Raw genomic sequence first — 25,070 nt, forward strand, 5'->3', positions numbered from 1 at the left:
AATATTCCAAACCCTAAAAAGGAACCATTTCCGTGAGTGAGAAGAAAACCCCTTTAAGTTACAAAGATGCGGGCGTCGACATTGATGCAGGTAATACGCTAGTTGATGAAATCAAAGGGGCAGTCAAAAAAACCCATCGTCCAGAAGTCATGGGCGGCTTGGGCGGCTTCGGCGCACTTTGTCAAATCCCTAAAAACTATGAAGAGCCGATTCTGGTTGCAGGGACCGATGGTGTCGGGACAAAACTCCGTCTGGCAATGGACCTCAACCAACACGATCGTGTTGGTATCGATTTAGTGGCAATGTGTGTGAATGATCTGATTGTACAAGGCGCTGAGCCTTTATTTTTCCTTGATTACTACGCAACAGGAAAACTCGATGTTAAAACAGCTGCGGATGTGATCACGGGGATCACAAAAGGCTGTGAAATTTCCGGTTGTGCACTCATTGGCGGCGAAACCGCTGAAATGCCAGGCATGTACCATGGTGAAGATTATGATATTGCAGGATTTTGTGTCGGCGTCGTTGAAAAGTCAAAAATCATCGATGGCTCAAACGTCAAAGCAGGCAACAAGCTTATCGCACTACCAAGCTCCGGCCCACATTCGAATGGGTTTTCTCTCATCCGTAAAATCATTGAACATGCGAAAGCGGACATCCAGCAAGACTTGAAAGGTGAGACCATTGCAAACCATCTTTTGGAACCAACGGCGATTTATGTGAAGCCATTACTCAAATTATTCAAATCCGTTGACGTGAACGCGCTTTCCCATATCACAGGCGGTGGCTTTTGGGAAAATATTCCACGCGTTTTACCTGATGATGCAAAAGCCGTCATTCAAAGCGAAAGCTGGGATTGGCCTGTAATTTTCAACTGGCTGCAAGAAAATGGTAATGTTACCACATCTGAAATGTACCGTACTTTCAACTGTGGTGTTGGCATGATCTTAGCCGTTGAGGCAGATGACTCAGTCAAAAGTATTGAACTATTAAAACAATCTGGTATCGAAGCTTGGGAAATTGGTGAAATTCAAACGCGCCAAGAAAGTGAACCATCGGTGCTTATTTCCGGAGTAAATCCATGAACTCGTCCCTACCGAAAACCGTCGTTTTGATTTCCGGCAGTGGGTCGAACCTTCAAGCCATAATTGATCAGGCCAATACAGGCCAGATCAAAGCAAATATTGTTGGGGTGATTTCGAATCGCCCTGATGCCTATGGACTTGAACGAGCCAAGTTGGCTGGGATCCCGGCTTGTATTGTTGATCATAAAGCATACGACACAAGAGAAGCGTTTGATGCAGCACTTGCTGCGACCATAGAACAATATGAAGCAGATATTCTCGTCCTGGCTGGCTTTATGCGGATCCTAACATCTGGGTTTGTGCAAACATACATGGGGAAAATGCTCAACATTCACCCATCGCTATTGCCAAAATATACTGGGCTGAATACCCACCAGCGTGCCATTGATGCAAAAGACAGTGTGCATGGTGTCAGTGTCCACTTTGTAACAGAGGAGTTAGACGGTGGACCAGTGATATTACAAGCCAAGGTACCCATTTTTCCAGAAGATACAGCAGATATATTGGCAGAGCGCGTCCATGAACAAGAACACAGGGTCTACCCACTCGTCTTGGAATGGATGAGTACAGGCCGGTTAAAAATGGAAAAAGGGACAGCCTGGTTAGATGGACAGCCGCTTTCTCAACACGGATATGCGAATGAAGATGAAGAAGATATTCAATAAAAAAACCTGGCTCAGCCTGTTGAGTTTACTCCTTGCGATCCCTGCGTTCGCAAATAACTTGCTCAAGCCATATCATGCGACTTACGATGTGATCCGTGGTGGTAGCTCCTTAGGGACTGCCACACGTATGCTGGAGAAAACAGAAAATGGTTATGTCTTGAGTTATGAAAGCAGAATCAAATTTTTGTTTTTGTCAGATAACAGAAAAGAAACCAGTCACTTCACTATCAAAGACAACCAGCTCACATCGCAATATTATGAAATGAAGCGAACAGGCACTGGCTCTGACCGCCACTATCAGTTGTTTTTTGAGCCAAATGCCATCAAACGAAAAATGGAAGAAGCGCCATTAAAAATCGACTACCAGAAGCACTGGCTCGATAACATGAGTTATCAACAACAGCTTGCTCTGGACATGGCTGCAGGCAAAAAGAAAGCCCATTACGCCGTCGTAAAACGCAAAGGCGGTACGCGCGAATATGACTTTGAGTTCGTCAAAAAAGACAAACTCAAACTCCCCTATGGTGAACTTGAAACGATCCACGTCAAACGGATATACAAAAATAAAGATAAGGCTGTCAATATCTGGTTCGCTCCATCCTTAAATTATTCACTTGTGCGACTTGAAACCATTGAAAACGGAAGTATTGAGATGGATATTCAACTCAAGTCTTTTCAGTTTTAGCAATCGTTCGTTTATCAATCAATTTGTGCAGGTGATCCGGCCTGTACTCACTTTTCGACCCAACACTTGCATCTCACCAATATAAATAATAATTATTTCTAATAAATTAAGCTTTGTTCAGGTTACGTTAAGACTAAAGAGTTAGAATTCTCTCCTTTTGGAATCCCAAAATCGTTGGAGGATGTATGGCAGTAATCAACCAATTAAAGCAATTGCTCTCTGAGACGTTATCAATTGACACAAGTGACTTTGACGAACAGACCGAACTGCTCGGCGCGATCCCAGAGTTTGACTCGATGGCAATCATGACACTCATCATTGAAATGGAGAATCAATTTGGTGTCTCAATCGTAGATGATGATATCGATGCAGAGACCTTTGCGACATTCGGCAGCTTAGCAAGTTTTATCTCCCAATAAATCAGCTTCTAATCAACATGAGTAAACATCAACTAATTAACATGGCTGTCCTCTGTGTCGTGCGAATTTTTCGGTGCTTTCCCAGGCCCGTTCGCCGCCGCATCTCAGATGGTTTAGCCATTGTTATTTTGAAATGCGCCAAGAAAACGCGACTGCGCGCAATACAAAATGTTCGCATTGGTATGCCTGACTTGACTAAAACTGAGGTCAATCGGATCACATATCAATCCTACCAGACCATTTGTTTTGGAGTGATTGAATCATTTTGGATGAATGAACTCCCGATCGATCTCATTGCAGATGCATCGACTAGACGGATCTTGGACTCCGGCCAAGGTGCTAGTATTGCAACAATGCACATGAGTTGCTATGAGATTGTCTCTTTAGCCATCGCCCGCATGACAGGAAAATCGACAACGATGTCGAATATTCCACCATTTTTAAATGCAGGCATACGTGTCTATAAAGAAGCAGGGATTAACTGTATTCACAAGCGAGAGAAAGGCGGCTTTTTAAAACTGGTCCAAGCGATAAAACAAGGTCAGTTTGTCACACTTCACGCCGATCATTTTGCGGATGATACAGAGCTTACCTTTTTTGGACAGAGTACTAAAGGGCCATGTGGCGCAGCAATGTTATCTGCACTGGCGAACCGCCCACTCTTAATTGCTTACGCAACTCTCACGTCTGAAGGTCGCTACCAGGTTTACATCGAAACCTTTTCAGAAACAGGAGTTTCGCGGGATAAGTCCGTCATATCAGCAACAATGCAGTCGGTTTATGACCGTTTCGAAACCATCATTTTGCAACATCCAGAACAATGGTATTGGTCCTATAACCGTTGGCGAACGCCCCTTGCGATACCTCAATCAAATTCAACTTCATCGGAGGCAACACCGACGAATGCTTAAAATCACATCAACCTCGCAGCAACACTTTTATCGGTTGCTGCGTTATTTTATCTCATTTAAAAAAGCACTACTGCTCAGCTTATTTGCAATGGTGCTTTTTAGTTTAATCGACGCTGGACAGATCTATTTGGTGAAACCACTCATCGATGATGGCCTGGCAAAAAATGACGGTTCCGTCCTTAAAATTGGCTCAGTGCTTGTCATTGGTATTTTCTTCTTTCGTGGGCTGGCCAGCTTTGTCTCAAATTACACGCTGAGTTATGTCAGTAGCTACGTGATCATGCAGATCCGCCAAGAAACATTCAATCACCTACTCAAGCTCCCTGTCTCCTTCTTTGAACGGCATGCAACTGGTGAGCTGATTGCTAAGCTGACTTACGATACAGAGCAAATCGCGAATGCCAGTTCAAGAGCACTGCTCATTGCCATCCGAGAAACCATTATTATTTCTGTGCTGATTGGGATCATGTTCTATACCAGCTGGCAGTTATCCTTGATTTTCTTTGTGATTGGCCCAGTGATATTTGGACTGATTCGCTTGGTGTCGACACGTTTTCGTCTTTTGAGTAGTCATTTACAAGGACAAATGGGTCAAGTCACCCGACATATTGAGCAAACCTTGAAGGCACAAAAGGAGATCCGGGCTTTTGGAACTCAAGAGAAAGAACAAGCACGTTTCTTCACCGTGAACAACCGTTTTCGCCAGCAAGCAATGAAGCTTGCTTCCTTAACGGCGATGACGAATCCTGTGATCCAGCTGATTGCTTCTTTCGCCATTGCAGCAGTCTTGTTTTTAGCGAGCTTCGATAGCATCATTTCTGAGTTATCCGCTGGGACATTTACAGCAACCTTAGTCGCGATGGGCTCATTACTTGCGCCACTCAAACAAATCTCAAATGTGAATGAGCAGCTCCAACGCGGCCTTGCTGCGGCAGAAAGTATCTTTGCTTTACTCGATGAGCCCGTTGAAAAAGATACTGGCACCCAGCAAATTAGTACGCTGAAATCGATTACCCTCAACCAACTTGAGTTTTTCCATCTTGGTGCAGAAAAACCTGCGCTTAATCAGATCACACTGAATATTCAAGCAGGTGAATCCATCGCCCTCGTCGGTGAGTCTGGTAGTGGTAAGTCGACCTTGGCAAATCTCCTGCTTCGCTTTTATGATGCCCCGCGACAGCAAATTCAGCTCAACGAATATCCGATAGAACAGATCCAGCTTGGTCATCTGCGTTCGTTGTTCTCGCTTGTGTCTCAACAAGTGATCTTATTTGACGACACCATCGCCGCCAATATCGCTTATGGCTGTAACCGGGAAGTGAGCGAAAAAGAAATCTATGCCGCAGCAGAGGCTGCACATGTGCTTTCTTTTGCGCAAGACCTCCCAGAGGGCCTGAACACACCAATTGGAGAAAATGGGGGTAAGCTATCCGGTGGTCAACGCCAACGCATTGCGATTGCGCGCGCGTTCTTAAGAGATGCACCGATTCTCATTCTTGATGAGGCCACGTCAGCACTCGATCCAATCTCTGAAAAACTGATAAATGACGCCTTAACCACCCTTCAACGTGGCAAAACGACCATTGTGATCGCACATCGACTCGCAGCGATTGAAGATGTTGATCGTATTTTGGTCCTTGGACATGGCCGCCTGCTGGAACAAGGCACACACGCATCCCTGATTGATGCAGATGGGGCTTACGCAAGCCTGTATAAAAATAGAGAGGTTGCAGAAGCATGAAGTTATTGCACGAATTGATCTTGAGCCAGGCAAAGAAGACACCACAGGCCGAGGCGCTTGGCTTTAAAGATACATGGCTTACTTATCAAGAACTCGCCGATCAAGTGACGCAAGCGTCAGAGATGCTGCGTGCGCTTCAACGCCATCAACGTGATCGCGTCGCCGTTTACCTCCCAAAGGTCCCACAAGCGGTCATGAGTTATTTTGGTGCAAGTATGGCTGGGTTGGTCTTTGTCCCCATCAATCCAATTTTAAAAGCTCCCCAAGCCACGCATATTATTCAAGATGCGCAAGCAACAGTGCTCATCACGAACAGTGCGCGACTCAAGACTATGTCACCTGATGCACTTTCATCATTGAAACAAGTGATCTTGATTGATGAACCTCAGGATACATTCGGGAATATCCCGCTGATGACGTGGGACGAAGCCATACAATTAAAGTCTGACTTTCCGGCTCATCGCATGATCAGCACTGATCTGGTTGCCTTACTCTACACATCTGGGAGTACAGGCAAACCAAAAGGAGTCATGCTCAGCCACCAAAATATGGTGACTGGTGCATATAGTGTTGCTGAATATCTTGACAACCAGCAAACAGACAGGCTGCTATGCGCCCTACCTTTTAGTTTTGATTATGGGTTTAGTCAGATGACGATTTCGTTTGCGACGGGTGGAAGCTGTTACTTGATGGAATACCTGTTTCCGCAGGATATCCTCAAACAAGTCGTCGCGCAGAAAATCACGGGCTTGGCCCTCGTTCCTGCCCTTTGGATCAAACTGGCAAGAATGGCATGGCCAGAATCTACCCGCGAGCACTTACGCTATTTCACCAATACTGGTGGTGCGATGCCAGTTCACATCACGAAAGTACTTCGCGAGCAACTTCCAAATACAAAACCATACCTGATGTACGGCCTGACAGAAGCGTTTCGTTCTTGTTACCTTCCTCCAGAACAAGTTGATATTCGTCCAGGTTCCATTGGTCAAACGATCCCCAACGCAGAGATACTGGTGATCAACGAAAAAGGCGAATGCTGCCAACCTGAAGAGCCGGGTGAGCTTGTGCATCGTGGACCACTGGTGAGTCTTGGCTATTGGAAGAATGAAGAAAAAACACAGGAGCGCTTTCAACCACTTCCCAAGGCGCTTACCCAGGGACCCCTTCCAGAAATTGCAGTTTGGTCAGGTGATACTGTCAAAATAGATAGTGAAGGATATCTATACTTCATTGGCCGAACTGATGAAATGATCAAAACCTCTGGCTACCGTGTCAGCCCACAAGAAGTTGAAGAGCTGGTTTATCAGTCCGGGCTGGTCAAGGAGGCCATTGTCATTGGTGTCCCACATGATGAACTTGGACAGGCAATCCTTCTTTTTATCATTGAAAAAGAGAATGTATTCTTGGCTGACATTCAAAACTTCTGTCGCAAGAATTTACCGAGCTTTATGATCCCACAAGACATGATCGCATTAACCTCAATCGTGACAAATGCGAATGGAAAACCGGATAGAGCAGCGCTCAATCGAGATTATAAACATCACTTTTGCAAAGGAGAAAAACAATGAGTCTCCAGCATGACCGCCTCACCCGGATCCATACGGCTGCCAACCAACTGATATTTGCTGGAAAAACAACAGCAGAACTTGCAGCCATCGCGGGCCAAACACCTTGTTATATATACGATCGCCAGCTGATAACAGCGCGGATAGAACACCTTCGCAAGATGCTTCCTAAAGCATTGAAGTTACACTACGCCATCAAAGCCAACCCAATGCCTGCCGTCGTTCAGCATATTGGGTCGCAGGTGGATGGACTGGATGTTGCCTCTCATAAGGAGTTACTGACCGCGCTTGCGACAGGTAAAGCGCCAACACAGATCAGCTGTGCAGGCCCTGCCAAGTCTGAAAAAGAGCTTCTCGCAGCCATCACCAGTGGCGTGATCATCAATGTGGAATCTGAAACGGAGTTACAACGGATTGAAGCGATCAGTCACCAATTTGGAAAAAAAGCGAAGATTGCTTTTCGCGTCAATCCTGCATTTGAGTTGAAGTCATCGGGCATGAAAATGGCGGGTGGACCGAAGCAGTTTGGCATTGATAGCGAACAACTGCCTGAGATCTTAACCAATCTTGACCTCAATCGGATTGAATTACATGGATTGCATATCTTCTCAGGCTCTCAAAACCTCAATACGGATGCGCTGATTGAAACCCATCAGAAGACGTTTGAATTGGCCGCTGAACTTGCGCAAGCGTCACGGGTACCATTTCAACACATCAATATTGGCGGCGGATTTGGAATACCATATTTTCCGGGTGAGCAAGCACTCGATCTGGCGCCTATCGCTGAGAACCTCAATGTACTGATGGACTCGAGATCAGAAAGTATTCAAAACAGTGAAATCGTGATTGAGCTGGGCCGTTATATTGTCGGAGAAGCGGGCATTTACCTGTGTGAAGTGACGGATAAAAAAATCTCTCGGGGTCAAACCTTCCTGATGACCAATGGCGGATTACATCATCACTTGTCCAACTCAGGCAACTTCGGTCAGGTGATCCGTAAAAACTATCCAGTGATGATTGCTAATCGCCATTTGAGTGATGAACTAGAAAAAGTTGAGATCGTCGGTCCATTATGTACACCACTGGATATCGTTGGTGCAAAATTAGAACTTCCGAAAGCGGAGATTGGTGATCACATTGTGGTTTTTCAATCTGGTGCATATGGTGCAACAGCAAGCCCACAGCAGTTTTTAAGTCAACCAGATCTGGTTGAGATCATGATATAGAGAAGCCTTCATTTCGTTGAACACCAACAGTGAAAGGCAAAAAGCCGGATTTTTTATCCGGCTTTTTTATTGGTAACATCTTTAAAAGTCACTGGTTTGCGCTGAACCAATTATTCCGCCGCTCTCGCTTCAATAAATGCAATCGCGCGATTAATTCGCTCAACTACTTTGTCTTTTTCAATCAATACAAGCGTCACATCCAATGAAGGTGAATTGCCACCACCTGTCACCGCAACTCGAAGTGGCATACCAACTTTGCCCATGCCGACTTCTAATTCTTCTGCTGTACCGTGAATGGCTGCCTGGATTGCCTCTACGGTCCAATCCGTTAATGCTGCAAGTTTGTCACGGACAACCTCCAAAGGCTGTTGTGCAACTGGGCGCAGATGTTTCTTTGCCGCTTTTTCGTCAAGTGCATCGAAGTCCGCATAGAAATACTCACTGATTTGAGCCATTTCTTTCAACGTCTTCACACGATCAGCCTGGATCGCAATCACATCTGTCAACGCAGGACCATGCTCTGTATTCAAACCCGCTTGTTGCATATGCCATGCCAAATGCTCTGCGACGTATTCTGCTGGTAAACTACGCATATAGTGCTGGTTTAACCATTGAAGTTTTTCTGTATTGAACGCAGATGGCGCACGGTTACAACCAGACAAGTCAAATAATTCAAGCATTTGCTCTTTTGAGAATATCTCTTCATCACCGTGAGACCATCCCAAGCGAACCAAGTAGTTCAATAATGCTTCTGGCAGGTAACCCTCATCACGGTATTGCATCACACTCACGGCACCATGGCGCTTAGATAGGCGCTTGCCATCATCACCTAATATCATTGGCACGTGGGCATATTGCGGAATCGACGCACCCAAAGCGGCCAAAATATTCATTTGTCTCGGTGTATTATTAATGTGATCATCACCGCGGATCACGTGGGTCATTTTCATATCCCAATCATCCACAACAACCGTCAGGTTGTACGTTGGCGTACCATCAGAGCGCGCAATGATCAGATCATCCAATTCCGTATTGCTGATTTCAATTCGACCTTTGATGAGATCTTCAATGACTACAGTACCCTCAAGCGGATTCTTGAAACGGATGACGAAAGGTTTGTCTTCTGGATGATCCGTTCTATCTCGCCATAGCCCGTTATATCTTGGCTTCTCACCACGCACTTTTTGTTCTTCGCGCATTTGATCCACTTCTTCCGGCGTACAATAACAGCGATAAGCATGACCGGCATCCAGTAATTGCTGGATCACTTCTTTGTATCGATCAAAACGCTTCGTCTGATAGAACGGGCCTTGTGTCCAATCGAGGCCAAGCCAGTTCATGCCTTCCAGAATGGCATCGACTGATTCCTGCGTTGAACGCTCTAAATCCGTATCTTCAATACGAAGGACGAATTCACCGCCATTTTTCTTTGCATAAAGCCAGGAATACAGTGCTGTGCGCGCACCACCAACGTGCAAGTAGCCCGTCGGACTTGGCGCAAAACGTGTGGTTAAAGTCATCTTGAAACCTTTTCCGAATGAATGCTGCGAATTGAGCATCGTGAAAGTAAAAATCAATGCACGGCATTCTACTAAAGCCAGATTCAGCTTGCACTTACTTTATGAGGCGAGATAAAGAGACCTGAGCACAAATTAAAGAAAAAGCGGGTTAGAATATCAATCCCTGCTTATACTGAGAAAATACTATTAACTCAGACGGTTTGCGTTCTTTACTCATGCGGCAATTCGTTATCTTCTCTATCTTACTTTTGCCAATTCAAATCGTGCATGCTGATACGGGTACAATTTTTTATCCACGATATCAAGATGACACGCGCTTCATTGATATTGTGGAACTTCTCAATGGTGCGTTGGAAAAAACAACTAAAGAGTTCGGTGGCTATCAACTCATGGCCTCACCACAACAAATGACAGAAAATCGACAACAACAGGCACTTGAGGCTGAGCAAGGTATCCATTTGATGTGGATGTCCACTTCACCCGATAAAGAAACACGATTCAAAGCGATTCAGATTCCTTTGAGAAAAGGACTTCTCGGCTATCGAATATCATTGATCCACAATGAAGAACAGAGCAAAATTGATCGTTTATCCAGCATGAAAGATCTCTTGAAAATTCAGATAGGACAAGGGATTGGTTGGGGTGATGTCAGTATCTATCGATATTCCAGAATCAAGGTGTTCCAAGCACCATACAAAGCCCTGTTTAGAATGCTGAATTCGAAGCGATTTGATATATTTCCCCGTGGAATTAATGAAGTTTTTGATGAATACAGTCAACAAAAAGAGGACAACCCAAACATCACAATTGAATCAAACTTATTACTGTATTATCCCTGGCCTTACTATATTTTTACTTCCAAAAAGAACCCTCTACTACACCAACGCATCGAAACTGGGTTTAACCAAATGATCAAAGATGGTTCTTTTGATCGCATTTTCATGAAGCACCATGCAGATGCCATTCAAAAAGCACGTTTTGACCAACGTCGTGTCATTCAAATACCAAACCCATATTTACCGTCGAATACCCCCCTCGATAGAACTGAGCTTTGGTTCCAAGTCAAATAAACAAAAGAATTATAAAAATAAATATCCACGTCGTATTAATAAGAAAATATTATTAATCAATTGGTTGTGAATTGTATTTCTATTGCAAACCAAATCATTATTTGTGAACATCATTTTGTTGATGTGGCCCATTTCACCTCAAAAAATAAAACAAGATAACAAAAAAACAAATCTGCTGATTTACAAAACCCAACAAGAAAAATTAAGGAAAACCAATGAGAGTTTTACACCCAGCCGCGATCAGTACGGCGATTGGGCTTGCGCTATTTTCACAAACCCCGAGGGCAGAAACGACCTACCAAAGGGGCATTCAAACGAATATTCCTTCAACCGGATTACCCGCAACCCTTGCAAAAACAGAGTTGGATATGGCTGAACATGCCATTCAACGACTCCTCAAAGATGCCTCTTTCAGTGACAACACCAGCTTTCAGCAAATTCGTAAAAAAGAAAGCTTACTTGCCGTGCATTTTACATTTGCACAGTGGGTCACTGGTATTCCTGTTGCCGACGCAACTTTGACTATTTCGATCAATAAGCATTCAGGTGAAATCATTCGTGCTTATCATCATGTTCTTGACACCAAACACTATCCTTTAGCCAAGCATCAAACACTGATCACTGCCTCGGATGCAACCCGTGTTGCCATTGAAAATTTAAAAACTACTGGCTCCCTTAACATTGCGCCTGATGTCACCTTGGTTCTCTATCCACATAATAAAACGCTCGTCAAAGCCTATCGTGTCCTGACCAGCTTGACCAAGCCTGCGGGAGATTGGTTGCAATATGTCCACGCAGAAACAGGTGAGATACTGCACCTTGAGCAGCGTAGTCTTTTTGAAAAAGATAACCAATCCAAAGATGCAGATATAGGTGTCCAGTCTCGCTTTAAACCATCCCACTTCCAAACAGAAACAATCACACAAGTTAACGCAGCGGATGTGCTCGCAAAAATGGATCACATCACGATGATGACAACCAGCACACTCGATACAAGTACTGACGATACAAGCACTGAAGCGTTTGTCGAAGGAAAAGGTAGGATTTTTGATCCTGACCCGAGAACAGCCCTCAAAGATACGGCGTTCGCACTCCTAGATAATTCGGATCCATCTGCATTTGCTGATGCATATCGTGAGGCCACACTCCCCGAAGTGACGAAAGTTACCTTGGATGACAACAGCCATATTTTTCTTCTGAAAAGCTCATGGGTGATGATTGAAGATCATGAAAAACCTGACGCAGCACCAACAGCATCCACGGATGGCACTTGGCTCTACCAACGTGGTGAACAAGGGTTTGATGATACAAATACTTTCTATCACATCCATCAAAATCAGGGATATCTCCAAAAACTGGGTTACAACAACATTCAAAATCGTCCAATTCCTGTCGATACAAATGGGAATGAAGGAAAAGATAACTCTTACTATTCGACGGCAACCCGTAAGCTCTCATTCGGCCATGGTGGTGTGAACGATACAGAAGATGCAACGGTGATCCTGCATGAATACGGCCATGCGATTTCTATGGATATTAATCCTGACTTTTTTGGCGGCGATGCGGGCGCAATGGGTGAAGGGTTTGGTGACTACTGGGCAGCCAGTTACAAATTAACGACATCAAATGGAAAAGACACCTTTCCCAATCGGGTTTTTATTTGGGATATGGGAAATAAAGCACGTTATTTGAATGATGTTGAAGCACGCTATGATGATCAACGAAATTACCGTGCTCACCAGATGGTCGATGGAGTCAAGAGTCGAGCTGACCAACTTTGGTCAACGCCCTTGTATCAAAGTTTGCTTGAACTCATCGAAAAAGGAGTTGAACAAGAAGACGTCGATAAAATCATTCTTGAATCGCAATACGGAATAGGCGCAAAGCCGACAATGCGCGATATGGCGATGTCAATTTTAACAACTGCAACTACGCTATACAAAGATGGGCCGCATGCTGAGGTGTTTCTCAAACATTTCAAACACCATCACATTATCAAAGAAGATATGACGTTGGAATCTGTGGTCTTGGACGCTGCGGGTGATGATATTTTCATGCCTGGTGAAACCGTGAGCTTGATGCCTACTTTCCAAAACAACACGGCTTTTGATTTAAAAGATGCAACAGTAAATCTAACCACCACCAGCGGCATTGATATCACGTATGGCCAAGAAAATATGGGCCGAATTGCATCACAGCTATTGACCAAACCTACTCAGCCTCTGACGTTCGATATACCCGAAAACACTCAGTGCGCATCAAATATTCAATACCAAATTGATTATGAAGGGACAGTTGATGGGGAAACCGTTCAATTTTCAGAAAGTTTTGAAAAGACAATTGGTGCCCCGCTTTATCATCGCTGGATCCGCGTTGATCCATTTCAAATCCCAGATAACAAAAAAATCATTTACAGTGCCTTAGACATAGAGAAAACGGGCCAAACGGTGAAGAACTTACGCGTTGATGTCCATATCAAGCACCCCTATCGCGGTGACTTGGCGATGAAATTAAAATCTCCAAAAGGTACGGAAATTTTCCTGGCAATGAGCAATTTGGATGGTAAAGATAACTACATCGGTACTTTCCCAACAACACTCACACCCGTTGAGACATTGTCTAAATTCGAGGGCGAAGATTTAGATGGCCAATGGCGATTGTATATCCGAGATGACTCAAGTGGCGACAAGGGAGAAGTGATCTCTTGGGGGCTTCAAAGCCATGGCAAACCAGTCTGTGAAAATAAACTCCTACCGATTGAGTCTATCACGATGTTTGAAGGCGATGAAGCTGTTCTCGAAGCGCAAACAACACTGCCACTCGAAGATAAGATGACGATAGAATGGCAACAGGTAGATACCTCAACTATTGACTTAAACGGCAAAAGTGAAAATGGAGAATTTCATTTTCAGGCACCTTTGGTGGACCAAGATAAAAACATTGAGTTAACCTATATATTGAAGAAAAATGGCAATCTACTTGAAACACGCAATGTAGCGGTGCTGATTAAGAAAAACCTGAAAGAACCAGTCATTAAACAATACTATCGACAGGTTGCATTTGAAGGAAAGGAAACCACTTTAGACCCAGAAGCAGAAGATCCAAATGGGTTAGCGCTGACTTACCACTGGGCTCAAGTTGATAAATCCCCTTATCAAATCAAGCTGCCTGATCCAACAGCTGAGAAGTTAGTGTTTACAGCCCCATTTGTTCCAACACCTAAGTTTTTCTTACATAAAACTGTCATTGAAATAGAACTCACCGTGACAAATTCACGCTCAGTTTCTACAAAAAAAACCTTTTTTATATCTATTAAGGACTTAAATAAAGCACCTACATTAGAAAAATTACAGGACGCTATTGTTACTGAAAACACACCTGTAACAATAAAGGCTCAAGCAGACGATAAAGACGGAAATGATCTCACCTACACCTGGAAGCAACAACAAAATGGACAACGGAAAATCAACTTTACAGGCCAAGGTACAGACACGATTTCTTTTACAGCACCAAAAGTAAAAGAAACAAAAGTGCTTACATTCGAGGTCAGTGCTTCCGATGGTTCAGAAAATAGTGAGACCCGTTACGTGAATATTGTCGTACAGCCGCAAGTCACGACAGAACCACCAGCTCACCACGAACCTACAGAGCAACTGTCTACGACTGCTCCTCATTCCATCACGCTCACCGTACCATCGCTAACAGATCCACAGGGGGACATAACATATCAGTGGAAGCGATTAGATAAGACAGACTTTGATTTCGCGAATTTGGATAATGATAGTCAGTTACTTACTCTTGACTTTAAAGCATATTCTCTAAAGGAATCATCGTTATTCCATTTCCAAGTGAAGGCAACAGACTCCAAGAAAATCATAGTAAAAGAATACGTTGTGATCGCACACCCAGCGCAAGATGATACACCTGATAATACATATCAGGCCACACAACTTATCAACGTTGATCAAACGCAAACAGTGACCATGGTTGCACCAATTCAACCTATTCCTAGTGATGCTGTAAAGCGTGTTTGGCATCGTCTAGATAAAGTAAACACTACACTCCCAGAGCCACAAGAGAATGCTGAGCAATTTACCATCGATTTTTCAACACTTGAAATCACAAAATTTACGACATTCCACTATCGTGTCAAAGTGACTGCTGAGGACAAATCTGTGGTACAAGAGTATTTTGTTCAGGTCTCACCTAAAACTAGGAAGACCAAACAAATCAAGTCTGAGGTTCGTTCGCTCGGCAAGGTTCGCAAACTCAATTTAACCGCGCCAAGCATCGGATCACCTGTCGGCGAAGTCACCTATCAGTGGTCACAAATCGATAAGTCACCCCAGCGGATCGCAATGAAAGATCCTAACACGGAAAAGTTTAATCTGGATCTTTCCGCATTGAACATGCAAAAGGAAACCGTGTTTGAGCTGCAAGTGACTGTCAAAGATGAAGCCATCAGACTGGTCAAGTCCTTCTTTGTCATTGCAAAGCCAACTCCGGTTTCAAATGATGATAAAGACACAGATGAAGATTCTGGTCATGATGCAGATACACCCAACAATGATAAACCTGATACTGGCACAACGAAGCCTGAACAACCTTCAGATAAACAAAAACAACCAAAAGATAATGGCGGTTCTGTCTTTTGGACGTTCTCGTTGCTTGCTCTGTTGGTGATAAGACGAAAACTTTAAACACACATGAATACCAGCTAGTTTTTGGCTGGTATTCACTTCCCCCGCCGTGCAAAATCCTGAATCAAGTCAAAATACACTTTGGCAAGTTGTTCCAATTCTGAGATTGCCACATGCTCGTTAATTTGATGGATCGTACTGGCATTTAAGCCAAGCTCTACCACACAGTCTGCCACTTCATGCAAAAAGCGCCCATCAGAGGTCCCCCCCGATGTTGAGCGAATTGCTTGAATCCCAGTGGATTTGTGCAAGCTGTTCTCTACAAATTTCAGCATGGACTCATTAGTTGTCAGATAAGGCTGACAAGGACGCTCCCAAGATAATTCAACATCCGAAGTCACCGACTGAATTGTCTTCTCAAAGACCTGATGAAGATCAGCTTCTGTCCATGCGTGACTATAACGAACATTAAAATAAATGTGGCATTGTGCCGGGATCATATTATCAGTTTGCACACCTGAGTCGATCCCTGTGATTTGGAAAGTTGTCCCCGGGCATTGCTCCGTACCTGAATCCCATTCAATTTCTAAAAGTGCATTGAGAACTTTAGCCATCTTATGAACCGCATTATCACCCGACTGGGGATAAGCGACATGCCCCTGCTTACCATAAACAGTACATTGACCAGAAATTGCACCACGACGCCCAACTTTGAATGTATCCCCCAATTGATATCGTGTTGTTGGCTCGCCAACGATACATAAATCAATCTTGGCTTGGCGTTGTTTGAGTTTATCAACGATTGTTCGGGTGCCAAATGCAGCTTCCCCTTCTTCATCACTTGTGAGCAGCACCATCATTTTTGGAAGCTTCAATTTAGGACAGTCATACCTTTGGTTATTTTTTTGAATAGAACTTTTTTGAGTGGTTTGTACTTGGAACACCTGAGTGATCGCAGCCAGAAATGCGCCAATTCCCCCTTTCATATCTGCAACACCTCTGCCATATAATTTGCCGGAGTCTTGATGCGCTGCAAACGGGTGCAGTTTCCATGATTCTACCTGTCCAGCGGGAACAACGTCTGTATGCCCAGCAAAAGCCAGACAGGGTTGATCAATATCATTTTCTATCCCGCTATAGCAGGCAATGAAGTTCGTCACCCCTTGTGCTTTGTAGATTTCCGTTTCAAACCCCAACGATTGTAGGTGTTTGGCAATCCATTGCTGACATCCAGCATCTTGCGGTGTAATCGACTCCTGACGAAGTAAGGTCTGCGTAAAATGAAGCGCGTTTTGTGAAAGCGTACTGATTTCGCGAACTATATGATGTGCGGTATGTTCTATAGAAATCTGCATTGGCGTATCTCATTGTGAGTTTGCCTATTGTGTTTGATGGCCATTGACAGATTGATGAAGGAAATTTGAAGAAATTTTGAAGGGAATCATCAAACCAAGCGTGATACTTCACGCTTGGTTTTTCGTTTGAACTAGTTCAATAGTGTGCGGCGCAATATATTCAACCGCAATGATAGTAAATACACAATCAGGCCAATCAAGGAAATCAGGCTCGAAGAGCCTCCACTACTACTTGTATTTGTTGCAGGCGGTTGGACCTGAGGCGCTTTATATTCGAAAATTTTTGTGACGCCTGGAGACTGGTGTAACAATGCCACGGATGTCGAGGGTCCTGTAGCCGTCATATCTGCGCTTTCATCTTTCTTCAAAGTAACAGGAAAGTTTCCAGTTGTTGAAAACGAGGTCGTCGCAAGACCAAGCTTCACTGTTGCTTCCATTTTATCGACTTTACTTACATCTGTTGGATCCGCTTCAAAAGTAAGTCCAATTTCTTTACCAAAGTCAGACTCTTGTAACCCAAGTCCTTCTAAACAATGTTGTAATGTGACGTAATCACTCGTCAATATATGTTCAAACTTTTCTGCTTGAATCACTTTAGGCGCTGTTGAGTCATCCGCTGGAGACGTCGCTAGGATTGAGAGGAAATAGTCATCATACACTCGAGCAAAAGCGCGTGTGGTATCATCTTTGAGCACACTCAAATCGGGCGACAAAGTTTTCAAGGCAGCAGCGGAAGCAGTCACAGCAACAAAATCTGCTTTTTTATCATTATCAGTATCAATTTCGACTGATATGCTCCCTACAATATCATCATCCGCTCGAAATAGGGGCTGATTGACAACTACAGATGTTTTGAATGCATATTTAGTGGAACAACGCTCATCTTTGACCACCTCAAATGAACCACCGATGATATCAATCGGGAACCCTGTATCAACAGGATCAGTTGCGACGAGACTCACAGGCATAACTTTCCCTTCACCAACCCCTGTATTCTTAATATTAATTTGATTCTCTTTACTGGTTACATACCATTCAGAAATTTGCTGGGGAAGTGCGTGGTAAACAATATGGAGTGCTTCAACATTTGGGGCTCCGGATTCTTCAAAAACTATTGCACCATCGATTTCTGATCGTGTCATAGCAGCAGATGGTTCAACAGCACCCAAATCTAAATCAACAAACATATCTGACTGCTCGATTGACCAGGGCTGCAGCTTATCTGCGATGAGTGCGAATGTAACTTCAAACGTTGTGGCACTATTTGCAGGAACAATCACTTGATTTGGAAGGGTTAAAGTAAACATGTCCTTATCGTTATCAAAGCGTGGGGTATTCTTCAGCAGATATGTTTTATCACTTCCTGTAAAGTTTTTCACCTCAACCGTTTTTTTCATTGTTTGATTTTTTGAAGACGGGATATAACCGAATGAAAGAGATGCTTGCCCCGTCTCTTTATCCCAGGCGGCAACAGGTGATGCGTGTGCCTTCTCAACATTCATGACACCACTTCCAACCCAAGAAATAGGCGCAAGCTCAGCAAAAGGATCCTTCGATTTTGGCTCTGTATATATCTCAAGCTCAGCTGTATTCATAATAAGTGCTTTGAGTTCCCGCACTGTTCGCGTTGGAAACGCTTCTCGCAGCAATGCAAATCCACCTGATACAACTGGCGTTGCCACTGAAGTTCCTTCTTGGTGTACCTCCTCAAATCCTGTTCCAAATTTTGCAGCAAAGATCCCTTCGCCTGGCGCACTAATTTCTGGTTTTAAATAAGCATTTGAAATCGAGGGACCACGAGAGGAAAATCTTGAAATACCACCGACTGTATCATATTGCTTAATCTCAATCTGGTAATCTGGTGGACTACCGCCTTCAACTTGGAGCTCGATTGAATCTCCTAGTGATTCACTCACACCAATTGAAAAAATATTGATACTCGTATTATTCCCATAAAATTCTGGAAATGCTTTATCTCCCTGATTCTTGATGATGACAAACTCAGCTTCGCTGTCTTGTGCAGCAAGCACTTGATCAAGCACTTTACAGTTTTCATCCGTACTGCGTGTCAGTAAAACTGCATTACCCGTAAAGTCGATTCCCGAATTAAACGCCGTACAACCTGTCTTATTTGTGGAAGGAGGAAGAACGAGCGGAATGTTTTGATCAATTGAATAAGTATTGTCTGCCCCTTTTACAGCCATTACATTTTCATTAAAATAAAAAATAGATGAACTCTGACTATCTCCACTCACTTTAAAGTCAGAAACATAGTCTCTTTTATCACCACTTTGTGTGACAGAAGCAACCGATAATGCATCTATGGCTGTCGAAGGGTCACCCACACTAAATGGTAAATTGCCTTCATTCCCAGCTCCAGCGATTACGCCTACACCTTTTTCCACGATGCTTTTAATCACATTGTCTGAATCCGTACCTGTTGTACGTCCAATTGTTGTAGTCAAAGATAAATTTGCAACTTCAATAATATCAGTCGTTGATGGGTTCTCGTCTGGATCTAAGGTTCTTGATAGAGCGGCAATAACTTCAGAGCCATCCGACTCTCCTGGTTCACCCAGAACTTGATACGCATAGATTTTTGAATTGGGGGATATGCCAATAGCAATCGAAGCAACGTGTGTCCCATGTCCATCGGTGTCGAGAGGGTCACCATCCTTACCTACAAAATCATGGCCATCAATAACATCTCCCTGAGGAAAGCTTACCTCATCATTGAGATCAGCCTTAAATGCATCATAAGCCGCAACTGTACCAGCCCCATTAAAGTGCACATGAGAATAGTCAACGCCTGTATCTATAATTGCAATATCAACATCAATACCACTTAAAGATATATTTGTCCTTAAATCCGTCGCTTTAATATATGCTGAGCTTTGTACTCGACTCGCTCTTTTTTGGCTAAGTATAAAAACATTGTTGACAAAGGTGAGTTTTCCTATTTCCTTGGCTGCATTTGATGTTGTCTCAATAATAAGTGCTTTAGAGTGCGCGATTTGATGTATTTCTTTCGCATTCGGATCAAGCTCAATCAGTTGATTGAATAGGATATTTCGAGCTTCTTCATACCCCGTAGCTACATCATTAAAACGAAACGTCACCATATAATGAGTATTTTCTTGAGCATAACGCGAAATTAAAGATGTAACCGGAATAACATTCAAACCAGTTTTTGCGATGGCTTCGCTGCTAGCAAAAAGAGAAGCGAGGGATAAAGCATAATACAATGGAGTAAAGCGCGTGTTCATGAGTTACCTCGGTTGACTGAGTCACTTCTTCATCGAAGAACAAAGATACCGTCTAAATAAAGCATTTAATGAAACACAACGCAAACAAGGATAATAGAAGAGGGAAATCCCCGAGCTATATAATTCGGGGATTTTAGAATATGGCGGAGAGATAGGGATTTGAACCCTAGATACGCTATTAACGTATGCCGGTTTTCAAGACCGGTGCTTTCAACCACTCAGCCATCTCTCCTGAACACGGAGCGCATACTACTGTCTTACGAATTTTCTGTAAAGCTTTTTTTTCCAGTTTTATTTCAAGCGGTCACATTGCGATCACATTGATGGTTATCCAGTCGGTTCAGCTTCTAAAGGTAGCTCCAAGGTGACTCGTGTCCCTTTGCCAAGCTCACTTTCAACTTCAATATGACCTCGCATATTTTGAATATGATTTTTCGCGATATGCAAGCCAAGCCCCTTCCCTTCTCCAATGGGGCGTGTTGTAAAGAAAGGATCGAATATCTGTTTCATATTTTCGGGAGGGATCCCAGCCCCAGTATCTTCCACTGAAATATAGATCTTATCTTCACCGACATTGGTCGTCACTTTCACGCTACCCACATCTTCAATGGACTCCATCGCATTCATCAAGAGGTGTTCGATGACTTGTTTATCCCGTTCGGGGTAACTTTCAATATAAGGCAATGTTCTCAACTCTTCGACTATTCGAATTTCTGGCGGCCACTTCTCTTTTAAATCTGAAATGACACTTTGGATCAATTGATTAAAATCAACGGGTGTTCGGCTTGCATTCACTTCAAGCGAGTCAGAAAATCCTTGGAAGTCAGAAATAATTTGCTTTAATCTGAATACACCATCTTCGGTGGTATGGAGTAGATTGCCAACATCTTCCCGAATAAAGTCGATATCATTCTCTCCCCACTTTTGAATGAGCTTTTTCCGCGATTCCTCTTCTTCATCGGATAGCTTTCCTTCCAGTTGAAAGACAAAAGAATCAATAAATGACAGAAACTCATTCACTTCATCAAAATAATCCGATAACGTCCCCAAGTTTGAAATGATATAACCAAGTGGATTGTTTAGCTCATGGGAAATACCAGCAGCTAACTGCCCAACCGAAGCCAGTTTTTCTGATTGAAAGAGTTTTTCCTGAGTATGAAGGACTTCTTGCTCATGCTTTTTTCGGTCGGATATATCCTGACAGAGTAAAACGGATTTACTTTGCCCACCCACTTTGAGTCCGACACCATGAAGCTCCACCGGAATGAGAGTCTGATGAACACTTGTTGCAACCGACTCCAAATTCATATGATTGATAGTTTGATTCACTGAGTAATGGTTTTCCTGATCTAAAGACGTAAAGTAATTCCCGATGTAACTCCCTAATATCCCATCGTCAGCTTCCAAAATACGGATCCCTTCTGGATTGATTGATTCAATCATCCCTGTGCTATCAATTAAGAAAATACCAATTGGAGAAAATCGCATAATCGCCGCAAATCTTTCTTTTGCAATTTCAGCTTTCCGTTTCGCCAGATAGGCCTCTTCTTTGCGTCTATTTAAGCTTGAAACATACCGTTGAATGCTTTCTGAGAGTTGAAGGAGTTCATCTGGTGCACGTTTCTGAATGAATGAAGGAGTGTCATCCTTGTTATTTTTCTCCTGAGCTTGCTTATCTAGAATTTGGATCGGATGAACAATCAGTTTCACACTCCAACGCGACAAGAGCAAAATAACCACGATATACATGATTGAGGAACCAAGCGTGACCCATAAAAACTGGTTCGAAGCATTGTTCAACAATGCCTTGGCTTCCTTGCCTTTTTCTTTTGCTGAATGATGAAATGCATCAAACTGACTGATGATCTGTGACGTGATCCGATCCGACTGTGCAACACTATTTTCCCAAACCTGAGCTTCACTTTCCTGAAAAGCCAATGGTCTGATTAAAGCAATAACCGAATTGACTTCTTTTTCCAAAAACTCTGTGTTTTCCTCTGCTAATTGCTCCTCTATACCCTTCACCTTTTGCGAGATCTGACTTGCCTGTCGAACAAGCCCATCAAGAAGATAAGTTTCATGATTTGCAAAAAACAAATCAATCGTGACATACCACTGCTGCAACATGACCTGTGTATGTTCAATATCTACGAGCACAAGCTTGATTTTTTCATGTCTGATTTGTGCTGCTGTCACTTTGTTGTAGGCGTGATATGCAATACCAGAAATCAAGAGAAAACCAGCTAAAGTCGATCCCAATAATAATCGGTTTAAGGTTGCGATACGCAATATTCAGCCTTAGCGTCCCATTAAGTGTTTAGAAAGCAGGAGCACCTCCAGGCCAATCAATTCTACTTTTGACTGGCATTGTTCTGCTGACTTGATCTGCATTCCGATGATTTGATCAAATTCGGCAGATATTTCTTCTGGCGGCCAAACATCGTGGCTCTTCCAAAATTTGATATTCATGTCTTTTCCAACACCCCAGTAAATCTTCTGATCTTCATCCCCTGTGTAAATGTGCCCTTCAACAATCACCCCTATGATCTTTCCCTCCTCATCAAATACACCATAAGCTTGAGAGGCCTGCCGATTGATGCCCACCTCCTCTGCACCAAAAGTCTCCATCAACTTTTGGTTTAACGCATCCGAATATGGCGTGGTCAGCTGACGAAACATATAGTGTTTTGGAAAAAAAGTTCTGGCGAGATACTCAATCCGAACCTCTTCGATGATATCTGCCCACGCGATTGCTGTAATTGTCAGTGTTTTAATACCATTCAAAAGTACGATTTCAGCGAGCGGTAATACATCTGCGGTAACCATTGAAGGGAGTTTATCCATCATATTTTGCAATGCTTTCACCCCTTTTTTTCTGAAGTGAAATTTGAACTGCGGTGTTTCTAGCTTCAATCGCAAATTCGTTCGACAACGTTGAAAGCTAAAGTCGAGTATCCGCATTTGAGGATCAATGCCCCAAGCCACCTCGATGAGTCCCCAAGGGCTTTGTTCCGAACGAACATGAACATACCCCAGCGGTCCTTTTTCATTATGTGGAATATAAAGTGTATGTCGTCCAAGCTCACCAAAATGTAATTTCACATCAGGCAATTGTCTTTGTACCTTGTCTCGCACTTTCACGTTGATCGTGCGAACAACTGACTTAAAGTCTGTTGCTGTTGGGAAAATTGATTGAATTTTTGCGACAGGATCGCGAAGTGCACAAAATGCACGCGCACTTGCCTCAAAGGAAACACTCATCAACAGTGTAACGAAATAGACTATAACTGGAATCTTATTTGAAGCCATATCTGATTGAGATCCTTTTTATCACTCGAAAATCGGCGTCGATATTGTGCTTCGAGCGTCACTTCACGATTCACTTGCCAATCAACACCCGCCCATAACGCATTATCTTTGACCCTGCCAGCATCTGGGTTTTGTGATGCGTACCAATGCTGTAAATAGTAATACAATGTTTCATCTTGCGAATGACGACCCACTTCTAACAACGTCTCCATTTCTGTAACCGCATTTTTGTTTCCTTTTGAAATTTCAAACAACACTCGGTTTAAATTGAAGTACCAATGTAAGTCCAATGCGAAATTTTGTGAGACGGTTTTATCTACCCGTCGCTTGGTTGCAGAGAAACCATAAATTAAAGTTTTTTGCCTTCCATTTCCAACACGAAAAGCCCCAACATAATTCCCATCTTCATAATCAATTTCTTGGTTACTGCCGAGCGTCCAAGTGGCTTCAATATCGAGGTTTTCATCCAGCCGAAATAGCCCTAAACCCCAATCTGCTTTATAGCCAACTTTGCGCCCAATCCCATAGTCCCGAATGGTACCATTTGTGTCTTCTAGCGTTTCAATACCAAATGGAAGCTCTGTGCGTCCAAACTTAAATGTCGGGCTTGAAATAGTGGGCGTCCACTGGAGATTAAAATTACGAAATGTGAACTCCTGATCATCATCATCCTCAAAAAATCCAGGGTGAGGGTTTAAATTGTCAATTCTTGTGTAATACAATTGCAGAAGCGCAGTTAAATTATCTCTTTTCGTATCGGATATCGTATTGTGATAATCAATACCGAACGCATGGATTGCAGCATTTTTATCTCGTTCAAAGTCATACTGATGTCGAGAGCTCGCATCCCATCGCCACTTCGCATTACCATGAAAAGATTCAGCTTGAACACCAAAAGAAAAAATGACGAGAGGCAGTATCTGATGGATCCTGTAAAAAAAATTCTGCATACCAAACTTTTTTCTGAGCATCGTATTGAAGTTTTTCTTTGTTTTCCTCGTACTAGGTATAGTACAAGACTTCTTCATTCCTCTAGTTTGGCAGCAAGTTAACCATGAAAAACTCTTTTCAATTGGATATCAATTCAGACAACTTTTCTGAGCCAGACATTCAGCAGCTCTTCAATTCGGTTAATTGGCTCACCCAGAAAAATCAAGATAAGGTTTACCACGCCATTCTTAGCAGCGACATCACTGTATGTGCATGGCTCGACCAGAAACTTGTAGGCATTGCCTGTGCGCTAAGTGATGGGATGAAAGTGATTGTGACCTACCTTATAGTCCATCCAGATGCGCAAGGACAACGTTTATCAACCCAGTTACTTGCCTCATTAGAAAACCAAGTTTCGCCGGGAAGTAAGTTATTTATTTTGACGGACTCAGCACATTCCACTTTTTATGAAAAACAAGGCTATATCCAAGACTCAAAAGTAATTTTCTCAAAAAAAGTTGAATAAAATCAGGTGGTTTAACATTTTCTTAAAGAAAATATTTCTGTACCTAACTTTTTTTGATGAATTCGATTAAAATAAACGCTTGTTTATCAAAACAATTCTCGGGCAGATATCTGTTAGCCCGTACTTGATACCCAGCATGGTAGCTGGATCGAAACAT

General features: G+C 43.1%; 17 protein-coding genes and 1 tRNA gene. 11 read left to right on the forward strand and 7 right to left on the reverse strand.

Going from position 1 to position 25,070, the window contains the following annotated elements; all coding sequences use genetic code 11:
* Positions 1–32: 32 nt before the first annotated feature.
* The 8 genes from purM (at position 33) to C505_RS0101275 (ending at position 8,297) form a co-directional block, all read left to right on the forward strand.
* Positions 33–1,085 (forward strand): phosphoribosylformylglycinamidine cyclo-ligase, encoded by a 1,053-nt coding sequence (purM, locus tag C505_RS0101240; protein WP_018690780.1) that lies wholly within the window; start codon positions 33–35, stop codon positions 1,083–1,085.
* A complete protein-coding gene (purN, locus tag C505_RS0101245) occupies positions 1,082–1,750 on the forward strand; it encodes a phosphoribosylglycinamide formyltransferase (RefSeq protein WP_018690781.1) in 669 nt (222 codons plus the stop codon). Before purM ends, purN begins: the two co-directional genes overlap by 4 nt.
* On the forward strand, positions 1,731–2,435 hold the full coding sequence (locus C505_RS21075) for a DUF3108 domain-containing protein (protein ID WP_018690782.1): 705 nt from the start codon (positions 1,731–1,733) through the stop codon (positions 2,433–2,435). Before purN ends, C505_RS21075 begins: the two co-directional genes overlap by 20 nt.
* Before the next feature lie 185 nt (positions 2,436–2,620).
* Positions 2,621–2,854 carry an acyl carrier protein gene (locus C505_RS0101255; RefSeq protein ID WP_018690783.1) on the forward strand — a complete coding sequence of 78 codons (234 nt, stop codon included), beginning with the start codon at positions 2,621–2,623 and terminating at the stop codon, positions 2,852–2,854.
* Positions 2,855–2,895: 41 nt separating this feature from the next.
* Positions 2,896–3,765: a lysophospholipid acyltransferase family protein gene (locus C505_RS21080; protein WP_018690784.1), complete on the forward strand. Its 870-nt coding sequence runs from the start codon at positions 2,896–2,898 to the stop codon at positions 3,763–3,765.
* Positions 3,758–5,506, forward strand: a complete 1,749-nt coding sequence (gene msbA / locus C505_RS0101265) for a lipid A export permease/ATP-binding protein MsbA (RefSeq protein WP_018690785.1) — start codon at positions 3,758–3,760, stop codon at positions 5,504–5,506. Before C505_RS21080 ends, msbA begins: the two co-directional genes overlap by 8 nt.
* Positions 5,503–7,074 (forward strand): acyl-CoA ligase (AMP-forming), exosortase A system-associated, encoded by a 1,572-nt coding sequence (locus C505_RS0101270; RefSeq protein WP_018690786.1) that lies wholly within the window; start codon positions 5,503–5,505, stop codon positions 7,072–7,074. Before msbA ends, C505_RS0101270 begins: the two co-directional genes overlap by 4 nt.
* Positions 7,071–8,297 (forward strand): pyridoxal-dependent decarboxylase, exosortase A system-associated, encoded by a 1,227-nt coding sequence (locus C505_RS0101275; protein WP_018690787.1) that lies wholly within the window; start codon positions 7,071–7,073, stop codon positions 8,295–8,297. The genes C505_RS0101270 and C505_RS0101275 overlap by 4 nt, the downstream gene beginning before the upstream one ends.
* 110 nt (positions 8,298–8,407) lie before the next feature.
* Here the strand turns inward: C505_RS0101275 and gltX are convergent, their stop codons facing one another.
* Complete coding sequence (gene gltX / locus C505_RS0101280; RefSeq protein WP_026317641.1) at positions 8,408–9,817, reverse strand: glutamate--tRNA ligase; 1,410 nt, start codon at positions 9,815–9,817, stop codon at positions 8,408–8,410.
* Between the two features lie 215 nt (positions 9,818–10,032).
* Here gltX and C505_RS0101285 point away from each other — a divergent pair, with 215 nt between their 5' ends.
* Together C505_RS0101285 and C505_RS23345 are read left to right on the forward strand one after the other, a co-directional pair.
* The gene (locus C505_RS0101285; RefSeq protein ID WP_018690789.1) at positions 10,033–10,887 is read left to right on the forward strand and encodes a type 2 periplasmic-binding domain-containing protein; all 855 of its coding nucleotides are present in this window, start codon (positions 10,033–10,035) and stop codon (positions 10,885–10,887) included.
* 215 nt (positions 10,888–11,102) lie between these two features.
* On the forward strand, positions 11,103–15,587 hold the full coding sequence (locus C505_RS23345) for a PKD domain-containing protein (protein WP_018690790.1): 4,485 nt from the start codon (positions 11,103–11,105) through the stop codon (positions 15,585–15,587).
* A gap of 35 nt (positions 15,588–15,622) precedes the next feature.
* On the opposite strand, the gene dapE is transcribed toward C505_RS23345, so the two are convergent.
* The 6 genes from dapE to C505_RS0101320 form a co-directional block, all read right to left on the reverse strand.
* Positions 15,623–16,882: a succinyl-diaminopimelate desuccinylase gene (gene dapE / locus C505_RS0101295; protein ID WP_018690791.1), complete on the reverse strand. Its 1,260-nt coding sequence runs from the start codon at positions 16,880–16,882 to the stop codon at positions 15,623–15,625.
* Between the two features lie 131 nt (positions 16,883–17,013).
* Positions 17,014–20,148 carry a S8 family serine peptidase gene (locus C505_RS0101300; protein WP_018690792.1) on the reverse strand — a complete coding sequence of 1,045 codons (3,135 nt, stop codon included), beginning with the start codon at positions 20,146–20,148 and terminating at the stop codon, positions 17,014–17,016.
* A gap of 141 nt (positions 20,149–20,289) precedes the next feature.
* Positions 20,290–20,380: transfer RNA gene (locus tag C505_RS0101305), tRNA-Ser, on the reverse strand.
* 95 nt (positions 20,381–20,475) lie between these two features.
* Positions 20,476–22,437: a sensor histidine kinase gene (locus C505_RS0101310; RefSeq protein ID WP_018690793.1), complete on the reverse strand. Its 1,962-nt coding sequence runs from the start codon at positions 22,435–22,437 to the stop codon at positions 20,476–20,478.
* A 9-nt stretch (positions 22,438–22,446) separates the two neighbouring features.
* Positions 22,447–23,457, reverse strand: coding sequence for a hypothetical protein (locus C505_RS0101315; RefSeq protein ID WP_018690794.1), 1,011 nt, complete (start codon positions 23,455–23,457; stop codon positions 22,447–22,449).
* A complete protein-coding gene (locus tag C505_RS0101320; protein ID WP_157368713.1) occupies positions 23,430–24,407 on the reverse strand; it encodes a hypothetical protein in 978 nt (325 codons plus the stop codon). The genes C505_RS0101315 and C505_RS0101320 overlap by 28 nt, the downstream gene beginning before the upstream one ends.
* Positions 24,408–24,511: 104 nt before the next feature.
* Between C505_RS0101320 and C505_RS0101325 the strand changes: the two genes are divergently transcribed.
* Positions 24,512–24,913, forward strand: coding sequence for a GNAT family N-acetyltransferase (locus C505_RS0101325; protein ID WP_018690796.1), 402 nt, complete (start codon positions 24,512–24,514; stop codon positions 24,911–24,913).
* Positions 24,914–25,070: the final 157 nt, after the last annotated feature.

Source organism: Algicola sagamiensis DSM 14643, assembly GCF_000374485.1.
Classification (GTDB): domain Bacteria; phylum Pseudomonadota; class Gammaproteobacteria; order Enterobacterales; family Alteromonadaceae; genus Algicola; species Algicola sagamiensis.